At 38.8% G+C, this 25,228-nt stretch carries 26 protein-coding genes and 1 pseudogene; 18 read left to right on the top strand and 9 right to left on the bottom strand.

Annotated features, from left to right (window positions below):
* Positions 1-86 precede the first annotated feature (86 nt).
* The gene (locus tag J500_RS02330) at positions 87-986 is read left to right on the top strand and encodes a LysR family transcriptional regulator (protein WP_004997750.1); all 900 of its coding nucleotides are present in this window, start codon (positions 87-89) and stop codon (positions 984-986) included.
* Between the two features lie 43 nt (positions 987-1,029).
* On the opposite strand, the gene map is transcribed toward J500_RS02330, so the two are convergent.
* Positions 1,030-1,851, bottom strand: coding sequence for a type I methionyl aminopeptidase (gene map / locus J500_RS02325; protein WP_004997748.1), 822 nt, complete (start codon positions 1,849-1,851; stop codon positions 1,030-1,032).
* A 339-nt stretch (positions 1,852-2,190) separates the two neighbouring features.
* Here map and brnQ point away from each other — a divergent pair, with 339 nt between their 5' ends.
* Both brnQ and J500_RS02315 read left to right on the top strand, forming a co-directional pair.
* Positions 2,191-3,492, top strand: a complete 1,302-nt coding sequence (brnQ, locus tag J500_RS02320; protein WP_004997746.1) for a branched-chain amino acid transport system II carrier protein — start codon at positions 2,191-2,193, stop codon at positions 3,490-3,492.
* 587 nt (positions 3,493-4,079) lie between these two features.
* Positions 4,080-4,340, top strand: a complete 261-nt coding sequence (locus J500_RS02315; protein WP_004988991.1) for a hypothetical protein — start codon at positions 4,080-4,082, stop codon at positions 4,338-4,340.
* Between the two features lie 35 nt (positions 4,341-4,375).
* On the opposite strand, the gene J500_RS02310 is transcribed toward J500_RS02315, so the two are convergent.
* Complete coding sequence (locus J500_RS02310) at positions 4,376-4,828, bottom strand: hypothetical protein (RefSeq protein WP_004997742.1); 453 nt, start codon at positions 4,826-4,828, stop codon at positions 4,376-4,378.
* Between the two features lie 133 nt (positions 4,829-4,961).
* On the opposite strand from J500_RS02310, the gene J500_RS02305 reads away from it, so the two are divergent.
* The 6 genes from J500_RS02305 to accC all read left to right on the top strand — a co-directional run bounded on the left by J500_RS02305 (position 4,962) and on the right by accC (position 10,516).
* Entirely contained in the window at positions 4,962-5,828 is an 867-nt protein-coding gene (locus tag J500_RS02305; protein WP_004997740.1) for an alpha/beta fold hydrolase, read from the top strand.
* Between the two features lie 252 nt (positions 5,829-6,080).
* Complete coding sequence (locus tag J500_RS02300; RefSeq protein WP_373865987.1) at positions 6,081-6,671, top strand: LexA family protein; 591 nt, start codon at positions 6,081-6,083, stop codon at positions 6,669-6,671.
* A gap of 2 nt (positions 6,672-6,673) precedes the next feature.
* On the top strand, positions 6,674-7,999 hold the full coding sequence (locus J500_RS02295) for a Y-family DNA polymerase (RefSeq protein WP_004997733.1): 1,326 nt from the start codon (positions 6,674-6,676) through the stop codon (positions 7,997-7,999).
* Positions 8,000-8,236: 237 nt separating this feature from the next.
* Entirely contained in the window at positions 8,237-8,686 is a 450-nt protein-coding gene (gene aroQ / locus J500_RS02290) for a type II 3-dehydroquinate dehydratase (RefSeq protein ID WP_004989003.1), read from the top strand.
* 27 nt (positions 8,687-8,713) lie between these two features.
* Positions 8,714-9,133, top strand: coding sequence for an acetyl-CoA carboxylase biotin carboxyl carrier protein (gene accB / locus J500_RS02285; RefSeq protein ID WP_004997731.1), 420 nt, complete (start codon positions 8,714-8,716; stop codon positions 9,131-9,133).
* Between the two features lie 15 nt (positions 9,134-9,148).
* On the top strand, positions 9,149-10,516 hold the full coding sequence (gene accC / locus J500_RS02280) for an acetyl-CoA carboxylase biotin carboxylase subunit (RefSeq protein WP_004997729.1): 1,368 nt from the start codon (positions 9,149-9,151) through the stop codon (positions 10,514-10,516).
* A gap of 70 nt (positions 10,517-10,586) precedes the next feature.
* On the opposite strand, the gene J500_RS02275 is transcribed toward accC, so the two are convergent.
* Positions 10,587-11,018: a hypothetical protein gene (locus J500_RS02275; protein ID WP_370684984.1), complete on the bottom strand. Its 432-nt coding sequence runs from the start codon at positions 11,016-11,018 to the stop codon at positions 10,587-10,589.
* A gap of 248 nt (positions 11,019-11,266) precedes the next feature.
* Here J500_RS02275 and J500_RS02270 point away from each other — a divergent pair, with 248 nt between their 5' ends.
* Positions 11,267-12,757 carry an amidase gene (locus J500_RS02270; protein WP_004997728.1) on the top strand — a complete coding sequence of 497 codons (1,491 nt, stop codon included), beginning with the start codon at positions 11,267-11,269 and terminating at the stop codon, positions 12,755-12,757.
* Here the strand turns inward: J500_RS02270 and J500_RS02265 are convergent.
* The 4 genes and pseudogenes from J500_RS02265 to J500_RS02250 all read right to left on the bottom strand — a co-directional run bounded on the left by J500_RS02265 (position 12,754) and on the right by J500_RS02250 (position 16,885).
* Positions 12,754-13,924: pseudogene (locus tag J500_RS02265) on the bottom strand (MFS transporter). The gene J500_RS02270 and the pseudogene J500_RS02265 sit on opposite strands and share 4 nt — an antisense overlap.
* A gap of 66 nt (positions 13,925-13,990) precedes the next feature.
* The gene (locus J500_RS02260; protein WP_004997724.1) at positions 13,991-15,859 is read right to left on the bottom strand and encodes a SurA N-terminal domain-containing protein; all 1,869 of its coding nucleotides are present in this window, start codon (positions 15,857-15,859) and stop codon (positions 13,991-13,993) included.
* A 129-nt stretch (positions 15,860-15,988) separates the two neighbouring features.
* Positions 15,989-16,261 carry an HU family DNA-binding protein gene (locus J500_RS02255; RefSeq protein ID WP_004989063.1) on the bottom strand — a complete coding sequence of 91 codons (273 nt, stop codon included), beginning with the start codon at positions 16,259-16,261 and terminating at the stop codon, positions 15,989-15,991.
* A gap of 168 nt (positions 16,262-16,429) precedes the next feature.
* Entirely contained in the window at positions 16,430-16,885 is a 456-nt protein-coding gene (locus tag J500_RS02250) for a phasin family protein (protein WP_004997721.1), read from the bottom strand.
* 195 nt (positions 16,886-17,080) lie between these two features.
* Here J500_RS02250 and J500_RS02245 point away from each other — a divergent pair, with 195 nt between their 5' ends.
* From J500_RS02245 to fdx, 8 genes are all read left to right on the top strand, one after another.
* Positions 17,081-17,728, top strand: coding sequence for a hypothetical protein (locus J500_RS02245; RefSeq protein WP_004997720.1), 648 nt, complete (start codon positions 17,081-17,083; stop codon positions 17,726-17,728).
* 112 nt (positions 17,729-17,840) lie between these two features.
* Positions 17,841-18,314 (top strand): Rrf2 family transcriptional regulator, encoded by a 474-nt coding sequence (locus J500_RS02240; protein ID WP_004989069.1) that lies wholly within the window; start codon positions 17,841-17,843, stop codon positions 18,312-18,314.
* A gap of 1 nt (position 18,315) precedes the next feature.
* Positions 18,316-19,533, top strand: coding sequence for an IscS subfamily cysteine desulfurase (locus J500_RS02235; RefSeq protein WP_004997719.1), 1,218 nt, complete (start codon positions 18,316-18,318; stop codon positions 19,531-19,533).
* 80 nt (positions 19,534-19,613) lie between these two features.
* Positions 19,614-20,000, top strand: coding sequence for a Fe-S cluster assembly scaffold IscU (gene iscU / locus J500_RS02230; protein WP_004989072.1), 387 nt, complete (start codon positions 19,614-19,616; stop codon positions 19,998-20,000).
* Positions 20,001-20,028: 28 nt separating this feature from the next.
* A complete protein-coding gene (gene iscA / locus J500_RS02225) occupies positions 20,029-20,349 on the top strand; it encodes an iron-sulfur cluster assembly protein IscA (protein WP_004989073.1) in 321 nt (106 codons plus the stop codon).
* A gap of 84 nt (positions 20,350-20,433) precedes the next feature.
* Positions 20,434-20,949: a Fe-S protein assembly co-chaperone HscB gene (gene hscB / locus J500_RS02220; RefSeq protein WP_004997717.1), complete on the top strand. Its 516-nt coding sequence runs from the start codon at positions 20,434-20,436 to the stop codon at positions 20,947-20,949.
* 37 nt (positions 20,950-20,986) lie between these two features.
* Complete coding sequence (gene hscA / locus J500_RS02215) at positions 20,987-22,846, top strand: Fe-S protein assembly chaperone HscA (protein WP_004997716.1); 1,860 nt, start codon at positions 20,987-20,989, stop codon at positions 22,844-22,846.
* Between the two features lie 15 nt (positions 22,847-22,861).
* Positions 22,862-23,200 carry an ISC system 2Fe-2S type ferredoxin gene (gene fdx / locus J500_RS02210; protein ID WP_004989078.1) on the top strand — a complete coding sequence of 113 codons (339 nt, stop codon included), beginning with the start codon at positions 22,862-22,864 and terminating at the stop codon, positions 23,198-23,200.
* A gap of 42 nt (positions 23,201-23,242) precedes the next feature.
* Here the strand turns inward: fdx and J500_RS02205 are convergent, their stop codons facing one another.
* Positions 23,243-24,619, bottom strand: coding sequence for an adenylate/guanylate cyclase domain-containing protein (locus J500_RS02205; RefSeq protein WP_416202161.1), 1,377 nt, complete (start codon positions 24,617-24,619; stop codon positions 23,243-23,245).
* A gap of 113 nt (positions 24,620-24,732) precedes the next feature.
* Positions 24,733-25,167: an HIT domain-containing protein gene (locus tag J500_RS02200; protein ID WP_004989091.1), complete on the bottom strand. Its 435-nt coding sequence runs from the start codon at positions 25,165-25,167 to the stop codon at positions 24,733-24,735.
* Positions 25,168-25,228 lie beyond the last annotated feature (61 nt).

The raw sequence follows: 25,228 nt of genomic DNA, 5'->3' as shown, positions 1-25,228 counted from the left end.
AGGTTTAACATAAAGCTTTAAAATTATTGGGTATAATATGCAGTATTGCTTAAAAAATTAAATTTGCTGCTCAACGGAAATCCATTATGCTCACTGATTTAGACGATTTTTATTGTTTTGCTTTAGTCGTTGAACATGGGGGATTTAGTGCAGCCGAACGAGCCACAGATATTCCAAAATCAAAATTGAGCCGTCGTGTTTATAACCTTGAAGAACGTCTCGGGGTTCGCCTGATTCAGCGTAGTTCGCGCCATTTTGCTGTGACTGAAATCGGCATGAATGTATATCGACATGCCCAAGTCATGATGAATGCTGCACAAGCTGCACATGACTTGGTCGATCATTTGAGTGTTAAACCTCGTGGTGTGATCAAAGTCACCGTTCCGGTCGATATTGCACAGAATCAACTGACCAAGATTTTGCCTGATTTTTTAAAATTATATCCTGAAATTCGGGTGCAGCTGATTATTAGTAATCGACGTTTCGATGTGATTAATGAAGGCATTGATATTGCCCTGCGTGTTCGATCCAATCTGGATGATGATCCAAGTTTAGTGATACGCCAGTTCAGCACCATTGAACAACATATCTTTGCAAGTCAGGCCTATTTAAATGAATACGGCTCCATAAAAAAACCCGAAGATCTCTCTCAGCACCGTATTTTAAGTTTGGCTGATGACCATCTGGATCAACAAATCATTTTACACAATAAAGAAAACCAACAAGAAAAAGTAAAAGTAAATCCAGTTATTATGGCTTCAAACTTATTGATGTTAGCCAATTTAGCCAGTCAAAATTGTGGCGTTGCCTTACTCCCCGATACCATTGCGAGTGAATATGTGCGTACAGGTGAATTAGTGCGAATTTTACCAGACTGGAAAGCACCCCATGGTATTTTCCATGCCGTGTATCCTTCACGCCGTGGTCAGTTACCTGCGGTTCGGGTATTTATTGATTATTTAGTTGAGCAGTTGGCTATCAGATAATAAAAAAGCTTATTTCGATCGAAATAAACTGTATACAAACCGTTTACTCAGTCGCAGTGACAGGTAAAACTTCGATATCAGGATATGAACCTGTACCATTTGGCCACGGTGTCAATAATTCATAACCTGTTTCTGTGACTGCAACCATGTGCTCCCATTGTGCCGATAATGATTTATCTTTGGTAATTACTGTCCAACCATCACTAAGTTCTTTAACCTGTGCATGCCCTGCATTTACCATAGGTTCAATGGTAAAGACCATACCTTTTTGTAAGACCATGCCTTGTCCCGGCTGACCATAATGCAGAATATTTGGCTGTTCGTGATAAACCTTTCCAATGCCATGACCGCAATATTCACGCACGATGCTATAACCTTGAGCTTGAGCGACAGACTGGATCGCATACCCAATATCGCCTAATGTCGCGCCTGGTTTTACTGATTGAATACCTGCATACATCGCTTTATAGGTGGTTTCAACCAATTTTTTTGCATCTGGATGAACATCTCCAACCAGAAACATACGGCTGGTATCACCAAAGTAACCGTCTTTAATAATAGCAACATCAATATTAATGATATCGCCATCTTGCAGAATTTTAGCAGGGGAAGGAATTCCGTGACAGACCACTTCATTAACTGAGGTACAGGTGGTTTTGGTAAAACCGTGATAACCCACATTGGCAGGAATCACTTGCAAGGTATTGACGATGTAATCATGACAAATATCATCCAGATATTCAGTACTCACACCGGGTTTAATATGATCCGCAATCATCTCCAGAACCTGCGCCGCCAGTCGACCTGAAACACGCAAATTTTCAATATCTTGTTCAGTTTTGATGGTAACTGTAGATGCTCGCATTGCAATCCCCTCTATGATTCTGTGAATTATACCCCCTTTAAGCTCAAACTTATATTAGCTTAATGCTTATCATTTCTAATTAGAGACTCATAGATTATCAAATTAGATCAATTATTGATCAATCAATGCTTCATCAAATATGCATTTATTGTTGAAATTTACAGCTAAAGCATTGAACCTAATATAATTTCGATTTTATTTTCAAAAGTTTAATTTAACCACTTTAGAATTTTATCTAAATTTCATCTTTATATATCTATAGGCACGCGATTAGATAGTTGCACAAACATCCTATTTTTATACTAAAATTTGCATGTTTTTATCACAAACTCCCATTTTATGATCAGTCTTCGCACTTCAGACATTATTGCACTTGGTTTTATGACCTTTGCTTTATTTATTGGGGCTGGCAATATTATTTTCCCACCGATTGTTGCTCAACAAGCGGGTGAACATGTATGGTTAGCAGCAGCTGGATTTTTGATTACGGCTGTAGGCTTGCCTGTTATTACTATTATGGCACTTTCCCGTATGGAAGGTTCGATTGCCATGATCAGTTCACCACTTGGAAGAGTCGCTAGCTTACTCCTCACTATTGTATGCTATCTGTCGGTTGGACCATTATTTGCTACTCCACGTACTGCAACCGTTTCTTATGAAATCGGTTTCTCCTCTTATTTTGGTACATCCAGTCATAGCTTACTGATTTACAGTATTGTTTATTTTGCATTTGTAACGCTAGTTTCGCTTTATCCAAATAAACTTTTGGATACTGTAGGGCGTTTTCTTGCTCCTTTAAAAATTGCGGCACTTGCTGTTTTAGGTGTAGCTGCATTTTTGATTCCATCAGGCTATATCCCACCTGCGATTAACAATTACGTTGCTCATCCTGTTTCTGAAGGTTTTGTTAATGGTTACTTAACCATGGATACTTTAGGTGCATTGGTGTTTGGTATCGTGATTATTCAGGCGATTTATTCGCGTGGTGTACGTGAGCCAAGGTTGGTAACACGTTATGCGATCATTGCCAGTATTATTTCAGGAATTGGTTTGACACTGGTGTATATCAGTTTGTTCAAACTTGGGCTAGGTAGTCATGAAGTTGCACCAAATGCAAGCAATGGCGCTGTAATCTTACATGCTTATGTACAACATGCTTTCGGTGATCTTGGTTCTTTCTTCTTAACGATCCTGATCTTTATTGCCTGCATGGTGACTGCCATTGGCCTGACTTGTGCATGTGCTGAATATTTTGCACAGTTAACCAATCTGCCGTATAAACTATATGTCTTTGTTCTGGTTGGATTTTCTTTAATCATTTCGAATTTAGGATTAACCAAACTGATCGCAATTTCAGTTCCAGTTTTAACAGCGATTTACCCGCCTGCTATCGTCGTCATTATGCTGAGTTTTTTCTGGAAATACTGGAATGTACCTGCTCGCGTCGTTGCACCTGTTACAGCCATTGCTTTCTTATTTGGTATTCTTGAGGGCTTAAAAGTTGCTGGTTTTGAAGCACATCTTCCAAGTTTCGTTCAAGATTTGCCATTAAATGCACAAAATTTAGCTTGGCTCATTCCGTCTATTGTTGTACTCGTCATTTCTATTGTGATCGACAAAATCAAAAAACCGAACGTTTGATTATTTTGTTGTTAATTAAAGTCTAGTTTTATCCAAATCTGATTTTAAGCCCAATAAAAATGCCACTGTTTTTACCCAAAACAGGCATTTTTGTTTCAACAACCCTCATCTACAACATGGTCTGTTGTATCAATTCAGTCGTACTGGTTTTATCAAAATAAAAACAATTATCAGCCATCTTCTCCAAACTAATACATTGCAAATAATCATCGCACACATCGCGTATTTTTAATTATTTTTTAAGAAATGCATTTTAGGCTAAAAATCAACCTTTGTCGTTTCACATTCAAAAAAGCTGGCATACTTCATGCTTTATTTAGCTTAAGTCGTATGTCTTTTCCTCTTGAATATACATAGGATGTAAAGAGCTTCCAATTAATTCGGCAATATATATAAATATTTTTGATAGTAATACCTATATTTATTACAAAAATATAAATAACTATCATATATTTTATATATACGCTAAATATTTTGGGAAATAGTGTTATCACCTATTGAAATACCGCTAAATTCGAAGTACAACTGTAATATTAATTCCGACTAAAACAATTATGTTTAGTCAAACTAAAGAAGGAGGGATGGAGATGTTATCATTACATTTCAATAAGCAAGTCTTCATTAACGCTCTGAAGACCTCAGACACAGTCATTTATGGAATAACCACTGTTGCCCTGATGTTGACGCTTGCATTTCAAGGAATGATAAAAGGCAATTTAAAACCCGAATACTTTATGTATGCATTGGTGGTTTCTGTTGCTTTTTCAGTCTGGGCTTTTGTCGATCACAAATTCCGCCAGCTTAGCCTAGAACGTGCCAAAGCAAAAATGGAGAAAATGGATGAGTAATCATCCATTTTTTATGCCCTTTCCTTCTTCATCCCTTAAATAAATTGAACGATACAACCAAGTAATAAAATAAAGGTTGCACCCACTTCAATCACGATTAAAGCCAGCATTGCCAAAGTCATCATCCATGTAGCTAAACTATACTGTCCAAGTTTATGCGGCCTTTGAAATTGGTTGGTGGTATCTTTTAAAAAGCCATGCAAGATATAAGACCCAATTGAAAAACTAAAAAAGATCAAATTCAAGATCACACAGATTACATTCAGCATGTCTGACCATACAGAAAAATAAGCCAAAACCGCCAAAATTAGACTTGCAGGTGCATACAAGAGACTGCTTCGATGCGCAATATCAACATAATAATGTGCACGTGATTGTTGTGAATGACGAATTTGATAGTATTTCCAAACCCCTGTAAGCATTCCCACCCAAAGAAAAATACCACTAAAAATAATCCCTATTTTTACCGCAAAAGCTAAAGAAATCATGAGATTCCATCTCTATGTTTATTTTTGGAAGCCCGTTATATCATATTTTTTTGACTTTTAAGTCATAAAATTATCAAGTCTCTTTTTGGAACTCGTTTAAAGTAAAAGCAAGATTATTACTTAATGACATATCATGGAAAATTTTGAGAAATTATGGATAAGCTGTGCAGATGGTTATCAACTTGCGGCTCAGTTTTATAGCACTTCCAAAAATACCCAAACCGCTAAGACTTATCCTATTTTAATTTGTCCTGCGACTGGCATTACCAAATCGTTTTATCATGCCTTTGCAAGCTGGTTAAGTGAGCAAGGTTATGATTTGATGGTGTTTGACTTTCGTGGAATTGGAGAGTCCTTACATGGCAGTTTACATCATTCCTCCGCCAGTATTGTTGACTGGGGAACGCTGGACATTCCCGCTGCAATAACCACATTACTCAATAAATCAGGTGCAGAGAAAGTCATTTTGCTCGGTCATAGCGCAGGAGGTCAACTTTTAGGTATTAATCCATTGTATGCAAAAGTACATCAAGTGATCGCGGTGGCTGGATCGACAGGTTATATAAAAGGGTTAAAAGGTAAGACTAAGATTTTAGCACCTGTGATGTTCAATTTTGTCTTCCCTATTTCAAGTCTGATCAAAGGATATGGTGCAACTCAGTTTATTGGTATGGGAGAAAACCTACCTAAATTAGTCGCCAAACAATGGCGTGAATTTTGTAGCCAAGCAGGCTATGTCAAAAATGCGATAGGAAAAACCGTACATCATGACTTTCATCATCAAATTGCATGTCCAGTGACTTCAATTTGGGCAACCGATGATGAGATTGCAACAGAAATTAATGTGAAAGATTTATTAAGTTTATATCCAAATGCCAAGACTGAGATGATTAAGCTAGAACCAAAACAACTTGGTTTTCAAACTATTGGGCATATGTTGATGTTTAAAAAATCTCATCAAAGTTTATGGCCAATCATTCAAGAACAAATCAAAAACTAAGCTTATTTTGTGTGGGTTATCTCTTTCGATAAAGCATAGCCCATACCGTTCCCCTTTCCCCGTTCCAATTATGAGCTTGACTCACACTCTTGTCTAAAATGATTCTAAAAGCCGACTCACAAGACTCAGCTTAAGTTGGATTATTATTTTAGCTTGGATTTTTTATTCTTTTTATCAATTAGCCCGATGCTATTTTTTTTGCTATCTTGATTAAGTTACAAATTCAAACCCAACTAAATCACAATGAATGAAATCCCATTCAAGACAGCTAAAAAGCACGGTGGTAAGCGTGAAAATGCTGGTCGAAAAGCCCAATATCAGGAAAAAACAGTGGTTATGCGAGTGCCTGAATCCAAAGTCAATGCTGTCAAAGCATGGCTAAAACCTCGTCATCCAGATGATATTGAGCCCATTTACAATCTACAAAAACTGGTAGCAAAAAGCTCGGTTCAAATCCCTTTTCCACTTGAATCGGTTGCTGCTGGATTTCCATCGCCCGCGCAGGATGATATTGAAAAGACTTTAGATCTAAATCAATACCTGATTAAAAATCCTTTATTTACTTTTATATTAAAAGTTAATTCACTGTCTATGCGTGATGCGGGTATTGATATTGGCGATCAAATTATTATCGACAGAAGTATAGAGGCAGAACACGGAGATATTGTTCTGGCATTGGTCAATAACGACTTTACAGTGAAACGTTATATGCGCAATGGCAATAATCCTCATGATTTTTGGTTAAAAGCCGAAAATCCCGAGTTTCCAGATATCTATCCTCGTGAAAATGAACAGGTAAAAGTTTGGGGCATCATTACCTGTATCCTTAAAAAGCTAAAATAATCATGATGAATTTTCAGCGACAATATTATGCCCTGATTGACATTAATAACTGTTATGTCAGTTGCGAGCGATTATTTCAACCTAAATTCAGTACTCAGCCTGTTGTGGTATTGTCCAATAACGACGGCTGTGTCGTTTCAAGAAGCAATGAAGCAAAAGCACTTGGGATAAAAATGGCTGTGCCGTGGCATCAAATTAAAGATCTTCCCCAGTATCAAGGCGTACAGGTATTTTCTAGCAACTATACGTTATATGCAGAAATGTCTCGGCGCTTTTTTTTAACGATTCAAGAATTCTTCCATGCAGAGGATACAGAAGCCTACTCTATCGATGAGTGTTTCATTCATCTGACTGCTTATGTTGATTTATTTGATATCAAGGATTACTGCCAACAGCTTGTTAAAAAACTTGAACAATGTTTAGGATTACCCTGCTCAATAGGCATCGGTCACAGTAAGACACAAGCAAAACTCGCCAATCATTTTGCCAAGAAAATTTCCAGTTTCAAAGGCGTTTGCTATTTAGAACAATTAGACCCATTGATTTTGGAAGATTTAATGATCAACACCCCTGCCAGAGAAGTCTGGGGAATTGGTCATCAAATCAGCAAACGTTTACAAGCCTACAATATTTATAGTTGTTATGACTTAACTTTTGCCAATGAACACTATCTTACTAAAGAGTTTTCAGTGATTATTGCGCGTACAATCCGTGAGCTAAAAGGCCAATCCTGTATCTCACTTGACGACCCCAAAATTCCAAGTAAACGTATTCTGGCATCCCGAAGTTTTTCAAAAGCTCTAAACGATTTAAATCAAATTAAACAGGCTTTGATTTTTCATTTAAATCGTGCACATCGGCGACTCATGTCACAACAACAGCTATGTCATTGTATTCAAGTTTTCTTGTATGAAAAAATCGAAGCCAAGCCCTATAAAAAAGCGCATGTACATGCTGTCGGTCTGGAATATGCGACAGATGATCTATTAATTTTAACAAAGTTTTCTTTACAGCAACTTGATGTTTTATTTGATAAAAATAAAAAATATATCAAAATTGGTGTAATGTTCTGTGGCTTATATCCTCGCCAGCAACATATTGATGACCTTTGGCAACCTCTTGAACAAATTCATGAGCGTCAAAACCTGATGTTGGTTCTAAGTTCGATCAAAAACCGATTTGGCAATGAAAGTTTGCAAGTGGGTTATCATTCCTGCCAGTCACAATGGAAAATGAAGCAACTATATTGCTCACCTCATTATCTGACTCGATGGAATGAATTACTTTGTATTGATGATTCGCACATGGCAGTTACACAAAATAAATGAACTGTTTTCGTCAATTCGGTTTAAAATAGTATGCGATGAAAAAACGATAAAATTTGTCATTTTTTAACATTGCCAATTTTCAGCAAAGTTTGCAATATAGGCGCTGAGTTTTGGCAAATGCTTTCTGCTTCAATTAAAACAAATTATAAAAAATATGTAGAAATATATGCCATAATGAGCAAACTTTGCAGACATCTTGCAAAGCTTATTTGCATTTTATGAATTGGAGCAAGCAGAATGAGTTCAACCATTTTGGTGATTCATGGACCGAATTTGAATCTGTTAGGAAAACGCGAACCAGAAGTTTATGGTGATCTTACTCTTCAAGATATCAATCAACAGTTGATTAGCCAAGCCCAAAACTCCAGTATTCAATTAGAAACATTCCAAAGCAACTGGGAAGGTGCGATTGTAGATCGCATTCATCAAGCTCAGACCGAAGGCGTTAAATTTATTGTCATTAACCCTGCTGCGCTTACTCATACTTCAGTTGCGCTTCGCGATGCCTTACTTGGCGTTGCCATACCTTTTATCGAAGTGCATTTATCGAATGTACATGCGCGCGAAGCCTTTCGCCATCATTCTTATTTATCTGATAAAGCCGTTGGCGTGATTTGTGGTTTGGGTGCAAAAGGATATTCCTATGCCCTCAACACAGCCATCGAAAAACTACAATCTTCCCATTAATTCACCATGATTTAGGAATACTCACCTATGGATATTCGCAAAATTAAGAAACTCATCGACTTGATGATTGAATCTGACTTACAAGCGATTGAGGTTAAAGAAGGTGATCAATCTATCTCTCTTACCCGCCCAACACCTGTATATACCACTGCGCCAGTAGCCGCTCCCGTTGCTGTGCCTTCTTCAGCACCTGCTGCTAAAACACCACGCGGTGCTGTCGAAACATCACCAATGGTCGGCGTATTTTATGCAGCACCAAGTCCAGGTGAAGCGCCGTTTGTGAAAGTCGGTCAAACTGTTTCTGCGGGTGAAACGTTGGGTATTATTGAAGCGATGAAAATCATGAACCCAATTGAGGCAACTCAAAGCGGTGTTGTTGAAGAGATTCTAGTGAAAAACGGTGACGTGATTCAGTTTGGTCAACCATTATTCCGCTACCGCGCGTAATCCACGGGGGCATGTATGTTGCAAAAAGTATTAATTGCAAACCGTGGTGAAATCGCATTACGAATTACCCGTGCTTGTAAAACATTAGGCATTAAAACTGTTGGTATTTATTCTGATGCCGACAAAGATTTAATGCATTTACGTTTCGTTGATGAAGCTGTATGTATTGGCCCGGGTGCAAGTAGTGATAGCTATTTAAATATTCCTGCAATTATTACAGCAGCAGAAATTACAGGTGCAGATGCCATCCATCCCGGTTATGGCTTTCTCTCAGAAAATGCGGAATTTGCCGAAATTGTAGAAACCTCAGGTTTCATCTTTATTGGCCCACGCCCTGAACATATCCGCTTAATGGGCAATAAAGTCTCTGCTATTGTTGCTATGAAAAAAGCAGGTGTTCCAACTGTTCCGGGTTGTGACCATGCGGTAACCATTCACAATGCACTGGCTGAGGCCAAAGAAATTGGTTTTCCGTTAATTGTCAAAGCGGCTTCTGGTGGTGGTGGTCGTGGGATGCGCATTGTTGAGCGTGTCGATACTCTACTTGAATCTGTTCAAGCGGCACAACGCGATGCTGAAATGTGGTTTGGTGATGATACCGTTTATATGGAACGTTTCCTGCAAAAACCACGTCACGTTGAAGTACAGGTTTTGGGTGATGGTAATGGTCATGCGATTCATTTGTATGATCGTGATTGCTCATTACAACGTCGTCATCAAAAAGTTTTAGAAGAAGCACCAGCACCGAACTTACCAGAGCAAGCACGTGCTGATATTTTAGAAGCATGTGTCAATGCGTGTAAGCTCATGCAGTATCGCGGCGCAGGAACATTTGAGTTTCTATTTGAAGATGGTGAATTCTTCTTTATTGAAATGAATACCCGTGTTCAGGTGGAGCATCCTGTCACTGAAATGGTGACTGGAATCGACATCATTGAACAGCAGCTTCGTGTTGCTGCGGGTCTAGGGCTTGAAATTGAACAGTCTGATGTGGAAGTACGCGGTCATGCGATTGAATGCCGTATCAATGCTGAAGATCCAACCACATTCCTACCTTCACCGGGAAAAATTGAGCATTTCTATGCGCCAGGTGGTGCGGGTATTCGTCTGGATTCACACATCTATCCGGGCTATAGCATTCCGCCTTACTACGATTCTATGATTGCTAAATTGATCGCTCACGGTAAAGATCGCGAGACCTCATTGGCTCGTATGCGTCAAGCATTGGATGAGATTATTCTCACTGGAGTGAAAACCAATATTCCTTTGCATAAAGACCTTATTTTACAAGATAAAAAATTCTGCACTCAGGCTATGGATATTCACTATCTTGAAAAACATTTGCTCAAACAATTAGAAGCAGCACCCACTGAAAAAGCTTAATATTTAAAAAACCTCTTATTTCGATAAGAGGTTTTTTAAATCGTATCAATACAATTATTATTTCAATGGACTAAGGCAAAACACGTCTTAGGGTTGCAAAGCATTGCTGCCCATTTTCACCTGCACAAAAATTAATCGTGTTTGGTGATTTCCACTGAACGAAATATTGTGAAACTTCGCCTGATTGGTCTTCTTGCTGACCTGAACAATCGACTTCGTTATTGTCATATTTGATCTGCATAATGAGCGCAGGAAGTTTTTCTTTCATATCCTGAGATGGCTGATAATCATAAACACCGTATGACCACTCTTTGCCACTCTTGACTACAACTTCATTGGCATTACGGAAATTATAATATTCCACACATTTTTTATTGGTCGGAATTTCCATTCCCCATAAACCCATAATTTCTGGACGAGTTTCGATTTGAATGGTGTTGGCATTTAAATCCATCGCCTGAGCTTCTGTTTCCACTTGTTTTTGCTCTGCTTCATCTGCCATAGCAAATGAACAGCAAAGACTTAATAATCCAACAATATAAATATTTTTCATAGATTTATTGATAACTAAACGCATGGACTTAACTTATCATACTTTTTGAAAATTACATTCGATCATAACGATATAAAAACAATATTTTTATATGCAGATCGTGCAACTCAAATCGGAAACCATCACCATACTTGAATAAGTTACGTAATTGATTTAAAACCTAATTCAATAAAATACAAGATACACAAAAGGGACATATGAAACTGAACGAATATATTCATTATGATGGATTAGGACTTGCACAACTGATCGAAAAAAAAGAAGTTCAACCAATAGAATTACTCGAACTTGCGCTACAACGCTCAGATCAGGTCAATCCAAAACTGAATGCTATTATTATTCCAATGCATGAATATGCAAAAAACAGAGCCAAACAGCAACTGACTGGTGCATTTGCTGGTGTTCCATTTTTAGTGAAAGATTTATTTCAGGAATATGCAGGTATTCCTACCTCATACGGTTGTAATGCTTTAAAAAGTCGTCAGTATACCCCCGATACTAATGCTGAAATTGTAAATCGCTGGGAAAAAGCAGGAATCGTAACTTTTGGTCGTACCAATACACCTGAGTTCGGAATTAAGGGAATTACTGAACCCGATGCTTGGGGAAGTTGTTCAAATCCATGGCATCTAAAGCATAACAGTGGCGGTTCGTCTGGAGGTTCTGCATCCGCAGTGGCAGCAGGAATCGTGCCGATGGCAGGCGCTGGCGATGGTGGAGGCTCTATTCGTATTCCGGCATCTTATTGTGGACTATTTGGTTTAAAACCAAGTCGCGGGCGTACACCATGGGGACCACAAATGAGTGAAGGCATGCATGGTGCTGTAATTCAGCATGTACTGACTAAATCTGTACGCGACAGTGCAGCCATGCTCGATGCGACACATGGCTTTGAAAACAGTTCATTGTTTAAAATTGAGAAACCAGAACGTCCTTTCTTAGAGAACTTAATACGTCCTCCTCAACAGTTAAAAATTGCATTTAATACACAATCACCCATTGGTACAAAAGTATCTAAAGATGCTGTGGCAGCGGTCAAACATACTGCCGAACTTTTGGAATCATTGGGGCATATTGTGGTTGAAGATACCCCTAAAATTGATGGCATGTCGCTTGCTAAAGATTTTATCACCACATGGTTCAGTCAATTTTCATATATGTTGCATCAAATCAAACAAATGTCAGGTGCGACCGACGATGAATTTGAGCTTGATTCACTTGCTCTTGCTGCCTTTGGTGCAAAAACCACAGCACATGAGTATATTCATAATCTAAATAACTGGGGTATTTATGTCACCCAAATGAATCAATTTTTTGATCAATATGATTTATATTTAACTCCTGCTACCGCTTCAGTTGCACCTAAAAATGGTGAGCTCGCCACACCCAAATGGCAACAACCTGTGATCAAAGCGTTACTTAAAATAGGTCAGGCACACTATTTAGCAAAAGGCAAACTGGTCGAACAGATCATCCGTGAAAACCTGAAGTGGGTTCCCTTTACCCAGTTGGCTAATATTACAGGATTACCCGCGATGTCAGTTCCCTTGTATTGGAATAAAGACCATCTTCCACTAGGTTCGCAGTTTATTGCCCCTTTTGCTCGTGAAGATCTTCTTTTCCAACTTGCAGGACAATTAGAACAAGCGCAGCCTTGGTCAAAAAAATATCAAGATATTGTGGTTTAGTTACGCATCGAAATAGGTTGCTCAAACTGACTGGGCAACCATTTAACCCATAATAATCCGAATAGAACTATTCCAGATGCAGTTATAAAAATAATAGAACCGCCATAAATTTTCCAATAATGCCCTGCCAAGATACTTCCAAAAGCAACTCCCAAGCCCCACATCGTGCTATATAAAGCCTGACCACGTCCTTGTTGCCCTGCGGAAAAATTTTGGAAAATCATTCGCATGGCGATTAGATGAAATAATCCAAAACTAAACGCGTGAATCGTCTGTGCAGCAAATTGAGCAATAAAACTGTTTGAAAATAGTCCTGCGACCATCCAACGAATACTCGTCATTATCAGACATAAACTGACCAATTTTTTTAACGAATAACGCGATAAAAACAAATGGGCGTAAGCAAACATGATAATTTCAGCAATGACACCAACCGCCCATAAGAAACCTATTTCTGTCGTTGTAAAATCGGCTTCTTTTAAATAGTTACTATAAAAACTATAAAATGGTGCATGTGAAAATAATAAAATAAATTCAATAGCAAAAAACGCAAAGACATATGGCCGTTTTAAAATAGGAAGTAAGGGTTCAAGCGTTGTTTGAGAGCGCGGCGCTGAGTCTGGCTCCAGAATCGTAAATGACCAAATAAATGCTAAAAAAGCAACGCTCAATAGCAGAACTGGCAGCATGGCAATTGGAATGATTTCTAATAATGCACCAATACTAAACACACCGACGATAAATCCAACAGAACCCCATTTACGAATTTTGCCATATAATTTGCTACGTTGCTCCCCAAGCCAAAATAAGGTCACACCTTCGAACTGAGCTAAAATTGCATTTTGAAAAAAACTGAAAATCAACATTAATAAGGCTATTGACTGAAAAGTATTGGGAATCATAAATTGCGAACCAAATACAAGACTCCATCCATGTTGCAATGCGCACTAATCGCATTCTTTTGCCAGATTTATCTGCAATCCACCCCCAGATAAAGGGTGCAAAAAAGCGAGTAATAATTGCAATTGAAGATAAAATACCAATTTCTTGATAATTAAATCCTTGATCCTCCAGATACAAACTCCAATACGGCATGAATGTTCCCACGATCGCATAGTAGCAAAAGTAAAAACCACCGAGCTTGGTTGTGATTGGAAGGCGTAGCACTGATTTATATCCCTTTGGAACTTTATGACATCAAGAAAAAAACCGCCGAAGCGGTTTTCTTATAACTTACTTGATCTTAGCTTTGGACTTTAAGTACTGCGTATAATCATCCAATTCTTGTTGACCACGGAACTGCTGATAAAGCTTACTTAACTCACTCAACTGCTCTGGTGTCAATGCATTTGCAGTGGTTGAATTGACATTTGAAACACCAACCACTACTAACTCATCTGGAAGCTTCGCTGTCGTAACAGACCAAAACCCATCTTTAGGCGTTGTAACACTAAATGCCGCACGTTCAATTTCACGTTTTAAACCTTGTGAACGTGTAAACGTACCTGCATCTTCAAAATGAATAGCACTTGCTGCAACAACTTGTGCTGCTGGTTGTGTTTTAAATGCATCTAAAGACTTCGCAATTTTAGCTTTAGCAGCCTGATATGCTTTATCTTCAATCAATTTCGCTTTTACATCAGCAGTTGCTTGTGCAAGTGGTTTAATACCAGCTGCGTGATAATCGCGAACTTTTACCCAAACTGTATCGCCATTGGGAAGCTGAATATTGCTCGAAGCATTGCGATCACCATTTTTAACATCATCGTTAAAAATACGTGTCTTAACATTTGAATCACTTAATACAGGATGACCAGTAGCCAAAGTTACACCTTTCACAGATTCAACATGCGTTGCTTTGACTTCCTGAGTGATTGCGGTCAGATCATCACTACTCACCACCATTTCATTTAGGCGATTCACTGCATCTGAATATGCATTTGCTGTTTTAGATTTCTGAACTTCAGCAGTTAAACGTGCCTTTTCAGATTCAAATGAAGCAATTGTCGCAGCAGCAGTATTTGCTTCGATAATATGATAGCCATATTGTGTTTTGACTGGCTTAGAAATTTGGCCATTACCTAATGAATTCACAGCTTGATCAAATTCAGCCGAAAACACGCCTGGTTGATATGCTGCCAGTAAACCACCTTCATTTTTAGAACTGGTATCATCTGAATATTGTTGAGCAGCATCAGCAAAAGATAAAGTACCTGCACTAATTTTTGCATAAACATCGTTGGCAAGCTTTTGAGCTTCTGCATCCGAACGCGCATCAGTGGTAATCAAAATATGCTTAACATCACGCTTTGCATCTTTTTGCTGTTTTTCCACAAAAGCTTTATAAGCTTGCTGCAATTCTGCATCTGTTACTGGAGCATTGGTTACCACTTGCACAGGAGACAAAACCACATAATCAACATCTACGCTAGCAACTTGCTTAAAGCTGTTTTGGTGTTTGTTATAATAATCAGATATTTCCTGATTACTCACGGTAATATCTTTTTTATAATCATCTAATTTAATGCTCGCCAAATGTAAGGTGCGCTGTTCAGTTTGTAAAGTCGCAATCTGATTGATGTCAGCCTTACTAACCAATGCAGTCCCATTAATACTCGAAGTCAGCATTTTAAGCGCATGGTCTTGACGCAGGCTGGTAATGAGCGCCTGACTGGTCATTCCAACTGAACGTAAATAATTTTCATATAAAGTCTGAGAAAACTTTCCATTTTCTTGAAAGCTTGGTTGTTGCGCCAACATTTTCTCAATTTGACCATCACTGAGAGAAATTCCCAGTTTTTCAGCCTGCTGTAAAAGAACTGTACGAGCAACTAGCGTATCTAAAGCAGTTTGCTCGATAAATGGTTGGTTCAGTAAAGTTTCATCACCATGAACCATCGATAAATATTGATCTTTATAAGTTTTTGTTAAGTTCTCAACGTCTTTTTTAGGAATATCCTGACCGTTTACACTTTTTGCAACATCTGCCTTATTATGACTACCAAAATACCCTTCAATACCTACAAGCGCTAAAGGCGTCAAAAACAAGACTAGAAGCACTTTGCCAAGCCAACCCTTAATGATTGTACGAAACGATTCCATAAGTATTCCACTATTTTATTTCGGAGAGATTTTAACTGAAAAAGCTTGCTGAATGAATGCGTAATCTCTTGCTTTTGCACTTTTTAATAAAAAACGCGCCCAAAAGGCGCGTTAATTTAACTCGTGCAATTAAGCAACAGAATCTTTAAGACCTTTACCTGCTTTAAAGCTAGGTACTTTAGTCGCTTTGATCTGTAACTCTTCACCAGTTTTAGGATTACGTCCTGTACGAGCTGCACGGTCTTTAACACTGAAAGTGCCAAAACCCACTAAAGTAACAGTGTCACCCGCTTTAAGTGCATCTGTTACTGAAGCGATAGTCGCATCTAATGCTTTACCAGCATCAGTCTTAGACAATCCCCCTTTTTCTGCAATCGCATCAATTAATTCTGATTTATTCATGAAGATAACGTCCTCTTATTTCGTTTATTTAAAATCTAAGGCTGTAAGTTTAAAAGGCCATGACGCCTTTATAGCAATGCTTTAGGGCAAAAGGCAATACTGAATCAGGCGTTTTATCAAAAATAAACGTGAATTTCTGCTATAAAAACGCCTAAATGCTATTTTTTTTTATTTTTCACTCAATTTTGACTTTAAGTTTTCATTTTCCTCAATCAACATATCGATCTTAGTATGCAGTTGTAATAATAGCTGTTCAATGTGCTGTAAATCCTTTGCCGTCACCAAACCAATTCTGTTCAATGAATGGTGAATACTCTGATCAATGATCCGCTCAACTTTATCTTTAGTATCAGTCACTGACTCTTTTGCTTTTTCTGCTACTTTGTTAACAGTCGTATCCGCAGCATCTATTGTTTTTGATTCAAGCTCTTCACCAACTTTGACTAATGAGTCAAATAATTTATTCCCTTCTTCTTCTGCACGTGAAAAAGCCCCAAGACCTGCTAACCAAATTTGCTTTGTATATTTTCTAAAATCAAGCGCAGATTTACGGGAAGCTCTGGTTTTTCCTCTTGTTTTCTCAGATTCAAGTTCAGTACCCTGATCTATGCTTTCCTTTTCCATTATTTCGTTACTCCTGATCACTTTACCGTCATATGGCTACATTTAACCATAAAATGTATTCATAATAGCAAACCAAAGACTTGATCCTTTTGCTAAAGTGTTCTACAAAGCAAGGCAATTACTTTATTTTTTATTTATTTTTACAATTTGAGATCGGATCTCGAACTTTATATAGCGTTTAAGGACCATGTGGGTATGAGCGAGTCGCAACAAAGCAAAGAACAGTCTCACTTGTTGCTTAACATTTTGTTAATTGTACTTGAAACCGTTTTTTCGTTTATTTTGAAAAATGATAGCGTGATACGCCTTCAGTCTAAACCTTTTGTAGATAAAAAAATTTCATTGCGAATCAATAGTTATATTCCTTACTTTGATTTTTATGTGCAGTTTACTGACAAAGGCGTCTTATTTGATTTACAAGCACCCGATCGAGATATCGATCTTGAGATCAGTAGTACCCTATTAGATTTGATTAAAATTTTTATTTTTGGAAATCGTCGCAGTATCAAAACTATGCGGATTGGTGGCGATGCTGAACTCAAAGAACAGTTTAAAGATTTACTTTTATACTTTAGTTTGCCAAAGCTGTTTGCGGATTGGAAACAATGGCTACGCCAACCTCATGAGCCCCATCAGGCGATTGCTTCAAAAAAACGTATTGCGCCGTTACTTGAAAAAATTGATACTCAACGCTCTCAAATTAACAGTCTACATGTGGAGCTTAAACAATATAAAAACCGTATCCGTCGCCTTCAACAACGTCAACGTTCTATCAATATCGGTTTTGGCGTAATTACTGTCGTTTTAGTTGCTTTATTAGTGTATAATTTATGGGCAGGTTAACCAACACATCTTTCCTGCTCAACAAATCATTTTAATAACTATAAAAAAACTTGACTATTTTAGTCGGGATTCTTAAAATTAACCTATCTAGTCTAAACATGTGTACCGAATCATGCGCCTTACAACTCGCGGTCGCTACGCAGTGACTGCTCTTCTTGATCTAGCTTTGCAGCCAACTGAACAAACGATCACACTCGCTGAAATTGCAGCCCGCCAATCCATTTCAGTCGCTTATCTTGAGCAGTTATTTGCCAAACTAAAGCGTCATGGATTAGTTTCTAGTGTTCGTGGTGCGAATGGTGGTTATCATTTAGCTCGCAAAGCCAATGAAATTACCATATTAGAAATTATCGAAGCCGTAAATGAAACTGTAGATGCAACGCGTTGCGACCATAAAGGCAACTGTCAAAATGGTGCAATGTGCTTGACTCACGATTTATGGCAAGAACTCTCCCACCACATTGCCGATTACCTTGCAAAAATCTCACTTGCTGATCTCGTCAATCGCGACAATGTACAAACCGTCGCACTGCGTCAGAACTCAGCAGATTATGATTCTGCCCTACTATCGGCTACAGGTATTTGAAATGAAACGTCCGATTTATCTTGATTATGCTGCAACAACGCCTGTACTTCCAGAAGTTGCAGAACGCATGATGGAATGCCTGACTTTTGATGGTACGTTTGGTAATCCTGCATCACGTTCTCATGCGTATGGATGGCAAGCAGAAGAAAAAGTTGAATATGCACGTGAACAAGTCGCAAATTTAATCAAAGCTGATCCTCGTGAAATCGTATGGACATCAGGCGCGACTGAATCTGATAACTTGGCATTAAAAGGGATTGCTCAGTTTTATGGTTCAAAGGGTAAACATATCATTACCAGTAAAATTGAACATAAAGCGATTTTAGATCCTTGCCGTGAGTTAGAAGAACAAGGTTTCGAGATTACTTATCTTGAGCCAGAACCACGTACAGGTCTCATTACCCCTGAAATGGTAAAAGAAGCACTGCGTCCAGATACAATTTTAGTGTCACTGATGATGGTGAACAATGAAATTGGTACTGTGACAGATGTTACCGCAATTGGTGAGCTTACACGTGCCAATAAAACTTTCTTGCATGTAGATGCGGCCCAAGCTGCTGGTAAGGTCGAAATTGATCTTTCTACCATGAAAATTGACTTGATGAGTTTTTCTGGTCACAAAGTTTACGGCCCTAAAGGTATTGGTGCGCTTTATGTGCGTCGCAGCCCACGTGTTCGTTTAAAAGCACAAATACACGGTGGCGGTCATGAACGCGGTATGCGTTCGGGTACTTTAGCGACTCATCAAATTGTAGGTATGGGTGAAGCGTTTGAAATTGCTGGTAAAACCATGCAAGCAGAACAAACTCGTATTCGTCAGTTACGTGACAAACTCTGGAATGGCTTACAGGATCTTGAACAAGTGTTCTTGAATGGTCATCCAACTCAGAACGTTGCAAATTATCTTAATGTCAGCTTTAACTTTGTTGAAGGTGAATCATTGATGATGGCACTTAAAGATGCGGCTGTATCTTCTGGATCAGCATGTACATCTGCAACTCTAGAGCCATCTTATGTCTTACGTGCTTTAGGCCTATCTGATGAACTGGCACACAGCTCAATTCGTTTTAGTTTTGGTAAATATACCACTGAAGCTGATATTGATCACGTGCTTGAAATTACCAAAGCTGCTGTCGAGAAATTACGTGAACTTTCTCCGCTTTGGGATATGTATAAAGAAGGTATCGACCTTTCAACAGTTGAATGGGCTGAACACTAATCCATTGATCTGTCGATTGAAAAACATATTTTTGCCCTCATATTTAATATTAGGCTGACCCCGAGGTTTGGAGAAGCAACATGGCTTATAGTGAAAAGGTTATTGATCATTACGAAAACCCGCGTAATGTTGGTGTTTTAGATAAAAACGCTGAAAATGTAGGTACAGGAATGGTAGGTGCACCAGCATGTGGTGATGTGATGCGCCTACAAATTCAAGTCAATGATGATGGTGTGATTGAAGAAGCGCGTTTCAAGACTTATGGTTGTGGTTCAGCCATTGCATCGAGCTCTTTGGTCACAGAGTGGCTTAAAGGTAAAACACTAGACCAAGCGCAAGCAATCAAGAACATTGATATTGCAACTGAGCTTGCTCTACCGCCTGTTAAAGTTCACTGTTCGGTTTTAGCAGAAGATGCAATCAAAGCTGCGATTGACGATTACCGCAACAAAAAGACCAAAGCTTAATTGCTTGCCTTAATTTGACGGAGTTTTCATGATTCATTTAACTGAAAATGCGGCAACTCACATTCGCAATTATTTGTTGAATCGTGGTAAAGGTGAAGGCATTCGCGTTGGTGTGAAAACTTCAGGCTGTTCAGGTCTGGCTTATGTGCTTGAATTTGTCGATGACATGGATACGCATGACCAGATGTTTGAACAGCATGGCGTAAAAGTTTTCGTTGATCCCAAAAGTCTTGTTTATCTTGACGGGATGGAAATGGACTATGTTAAAAATGGTCTAAATGAAGGCTTTGAGTTTAATAACCCCAATAAAAAAGGCGAATGTGGTTGTGGAGAATCCTTCACAGTTTAAAGCCCTTACCCTTTTTACTTCATATTAAAAGCAGTGTTTTTACACTGTTTTTAATATATTTATTTACTACGGAATTCATCTCCCATGAATCATTTTGAGTTGTTTAACTTACCCGTAGCACTCGATATCGATTTAGCCGCGCTAAAAACAAATTTCCTGAACTTGCAGCAACAATATCATCCCGATAAAGCGGAAGATAAAGATCAGGCACTCATCAAATCCAGTGAAATCAATCAGGCTTATAAAACACTTTCACAAGTGGACAGTCGCGCTGCTTATTTATTATCGCTTAAAAAGCAAGATTATCATCTGGATCAATCGATTAGTGATTTTGAGTTTTTGCAATCAGCTTTGGAAATTCGTGAACAACTCGAAGAAGCCAGTGATCCTGAACAACTTCAAACTCTAAAAATTGAAGTCAACCAATGGGTGGATGGTCTGATTCGTGAGTTTAAAATTGATTACGCAGATGAAGATTGGGGCGAAGCACGTGATACTGTTCGTAAACTGCGGTTTTTCCAACGTGTTCTCAATGATATCGATAAAGCTGAAGATCAAATGCTCGATGATGATAGCTTCGATTTAGATGATGAATTTTAATTTAGTTGTACCGATTTATTTTCAAGGGATTTAACTCATGGCACTCTTGCAAATTGCTGAACCAGGTCAATCAAGTGCCCCGCATCAACATCGTATTGCGATTGGGATTGACCTTGGAACAACACATTCTTTAGTTGCCACCGTACTCTCTGGCAAAGCAAAAGTTCTACCAGATGACAAAGATCGCGTCTTGTTGCCTTCAATTGTGCATTATGCTGAGAAAACCACAGAATATGGTGATGATGCCAAGTCCTTTATCACCACAGATCCTAAAAATACGATTATTTCAGTTAAACGTTTTATGGGTCGTTCCAAGGCAGATATTAAATTTCAGCATCCTTACACATTAATCGGTGCAGACAATGAAATGCCCGCTTTTGAAACTCGTGCAGGTCGTAAAACACCTGTTGAAGTTTCAGCAGAAATTCTTAAGCAGCTTAAAGATCGTGCAGAAACCAGCCTTAAAAACCCTGTCAATGGCGCAGTGATTACTGTACCTGCTTATTTTGATGAAGCGCAGCGCCAAGCGACACGTGATGCAGCTCAACTTGCAGGGCTCAATGTTCTAAGACTTTTAAATGAACCGACTGCGGCTGCGGTTGCTTATGGCCTCGATCAGGATACAAACCTACAAACCGATCATAATTATGTGATTTATGATTTGGGTGGTGGTACTTTTGACGTTTCGATCTTACGTTTTTCACAAGGCGTATTTGAAGTGCTTGCGACAGGTGGTCATACCGCTTTGGGTGGTGATGATCTGGATCGCTTAATTGTGAAATGGGCTAAAAAACAGCTTAATATCGATGTATTGGATGATGCAGAATATGCTGCGTTTATTGTTGCTGCTCGCAAAGCAAAAGAAGCTTTATCTGATGAACCTCAGGTTCAATTTAAAGCACTCGATCATGCCTTAGCACTCGATCGCGCTACGTTTGAAACGATCATTCAAATCGCACTAGATAAGACAATCAGTGTTTGTAAACGTGTTTTACGTGATGCAAAACTGAATCTGGACGATATTCAAAATGTAGTATTAGTCGGTGGTTCTACGCGCTCCTATGCTGTACAAAAAGCAGTGCGTGATGTATTTGGTCAGGAACCACTTTGTACCATTAATCCAGATGAAGTGGTCGCTATCGGTGCTGCCATCACAGCCAATCAATTGATTGGTAATTCACAAGATGGTTCGTTACTGCTTGATGTCACTCCGCTTTCTCTTGGCTTGGAAACCATGGGTGGTTTAGTTGAACGACTTATTTCACGCAATACTGCCATCCCTGTTGCTCGTCGTCAGGAATTTACGACTTATCAAGATGGTCAAACCGCCATGTTGATTCATGTAGTACAAGGTGAGCGTGATCTGGTTGAACATTGCCGTTCATTAGGCCGCTTTGTGTTGCATGGCATTCCACCGATGACCGCAGGTCAAGCACGTATCGAAGTAACGTTCCAAGTCGATGCTGATGGGTTATTAACTGTTTCTGCGCAAGAAACAACTTCTGGCGTAAAAGCTGAGATTGATATCAAGCCTTCTTATGGCTTATCCGATACAGACACCGAACGTCTATTGATCGAAGGCTTCCAACATGCGGAAGAAGACAAATTATTGCGTCATTTACAAGAAGCCAAAGTTGAAGCTCAACGTGAACTTGAAGCACTTGAGCAAGCCTTGAAAGTCGATGCTACGCTATTGTCTGAACAGCAGTTGACTGCATTAAATGTCGCCAAAGATCATTTATATATACAACTTAATGCCAATGATATTCAAGCCATTGAACAGGCGGTACAAGCGCTTAAAGTCTATAGCGATGAATTTGCAGCATTACGCATGAATCGACATATCGATCATGCACTCAAAGGCACCAAACTGAACGACTGGTCAGACTCAAATTAAGAAACAGGTGAATATATGCCACGTATTAAAGTTCTTCCCCATGCGCAAATTTGCCCAGAAGGTGCTGAGTTTGAAGTTGAAGAAAATGCCAACCTTTGCCAAAGCTTACTCAATAATGGCATCAAAATTGAACATGCCTGTGATATGTCATGCGCCTGTACGACTTGCCATGTGATTGTGCGTAAAGGTTTTGACAGTTTAGATGAAATGAATGATGTCGAAGCCGACTTGCTTGATCGTGCCTGGGGATTAGAACCAGATTCACGTTTATCTTGTCAGGTTAAAATTGTTGATGAAGATTTGGAAGTTGAGATTCCAAAATACACCATCAACCATGCTTCAGAAAATCATTAATTCATAACTCAGAAAATGAAAAGCCACTCAAAAGAGTGGCTTTTATTTGACTTCATCTTCGAGTTTTAACTTGGCAACACCTTGCGCGTTAGTGAGATTCTGCTGAACCTGAATACGCTGAATCATTTTTTCGAGCACTTCTACCAATTCTGGATATTCAAAATTTTGCACTTCCTCAAGATTAAGTACCAAGTGAAATCCTTTGTATTCATAATCAAACCATTGTTGATTATCGGATTTTTTACCCGTGTATTTTTCCATGACTTGCCATGTTTTGACTGCACCCTGAATACCTTTTAAATAAATAGGCGCTTTAGGTGCACATAGGAATTCATTTTTAACTAATTGATAAGTATCATCAGAAATTAAAATTTCATCAATTTCTGCCGCATATTGTAACCGTGCTGCAAGATTGGCATCACGTCCTACAATGGTATAGGCCATACGATGGGTCGCGCCATAGTTTCCCACGTGACAATATCCCGTACTGATTCCCATACGAATGTGCAATGCTGGATAGCCCATTTTGATCCAGCGCTCACGCAATAATTTCATTTGCTGGCGCATGGCGATTGCCATTTCTACACAGGATTTCGCATCTTTCTCGACCCCTTGAGAAGTCGGATCACCAAAAAAGATAAGAATCGCGTCACCCATAAACTTATCGACAGTCGCTTCATACTGTTTGGCAATTTCAGTCATGTGACTTAAATAGTCATTCAGTAGAAATGCTAAATCATCTGGAATCAAACTCTCTGAAAGTTCGGTAAATCCCTGAATATCAGAAAAGAAAATCGTGAGTTTTTTACGTTTATATTCAATTTTAGCTTCCGCTTCACCACGCATAATCGATTGCCAAAGCTGTAAAGGCGCATAACGACTCAGCTGGTTGGAAAATGCCATGTAACGGGTCATTTGATTATAGTAATGTTGACGAAGCTGGGTCAGTTTTTCGATACGAATATGCTGATAATAATTGCCAATATTAATAAAAGTAATCAGGCAAATTAGACTAATAACGGTCAGCTCCTGACTCGTTGGCTCGAAATAGTCCTGAAAACCAAAAATAAAAATAGTACTTGCATAAAAAATTGTAATCCCAATCATGCCAGACAAAGATGCCGCCATAAATGAAATTTTACTATTAATTGCAGTGTACAATAAGGCAAATAAAGAGGTAAAAGTTAAAACCAGACTTAAATGTCCGCCTGCCAATGAAACCGCAACGGCAATGACATCAATGACAAAAAAAACATTTCGGGCGACATTCTGATTAAATTTATATTGTAACCAACGATCTAATTTGGGACTGATCAGTAAAATCAAAACCAGAAAAATAGGGATAAAGAGTTGATAGTTAGCGTCTGGTGAGGTAAATGAATAAATTACCACAATCAGTGACAGTATAAAATATCCCATCAAACGATGAAAATATGCAAACTGCCGCGGTTCCCTATCAACCAGCCTATCTAATGGCACTCTACCCTCCGATCTTTAACTTAAACCACATTTTCATGCGGTTTAACAAAGACTTAGTCCATACGCCAATCAAATGGCATATCACCCTGTCCGCGTAAAGCTAACATCAAAGTCTGGCGCATATGTGCAAGTACATCATTACTATACGGTACCGCAGGTGTTCCCCATACTGGTTTAGGCCAAGCGACATCGTTCTGATAACGAACCACATGATGAAAATGCAACTGTGGCACCATATTACCTAGTGCGGCAACATTCATCTTATCTGCACGGAAAACACGGGCTAATTGGCTAGATAACCAGCTTGATTCACGCAGGAACTGTTCCTGATCAGCTTGGCTTAACTCATAAAGCTCTGTAATTCCAGGTACACGCGGTATAAGAATCAACCATGGAAATTGCATATCATTCATTAAACGACATGTTGAAAGCGGGAAATCGCCTACAAAAAAAGTATCTTGAGCAAGTTGTGGATGCAAACTAAACATATCTTTATAAATGACGCATGAATTATGATGGCTAATACTATCACAACACTTGTGATGTGAG

It is taken from the genome of Acinetobacter sp. 479375 (assembly GCF_000581715.1).
Lineage (GTDB): Bacteria > Pseudomonadota > Gammaproteobacteria > Pseudomonadales > Moraxellaceae > Acinetobacter > Acinetobacter ursingii.
This window is presented reverse-complemented; position numbering and strand designations above follow the sequence as displayed.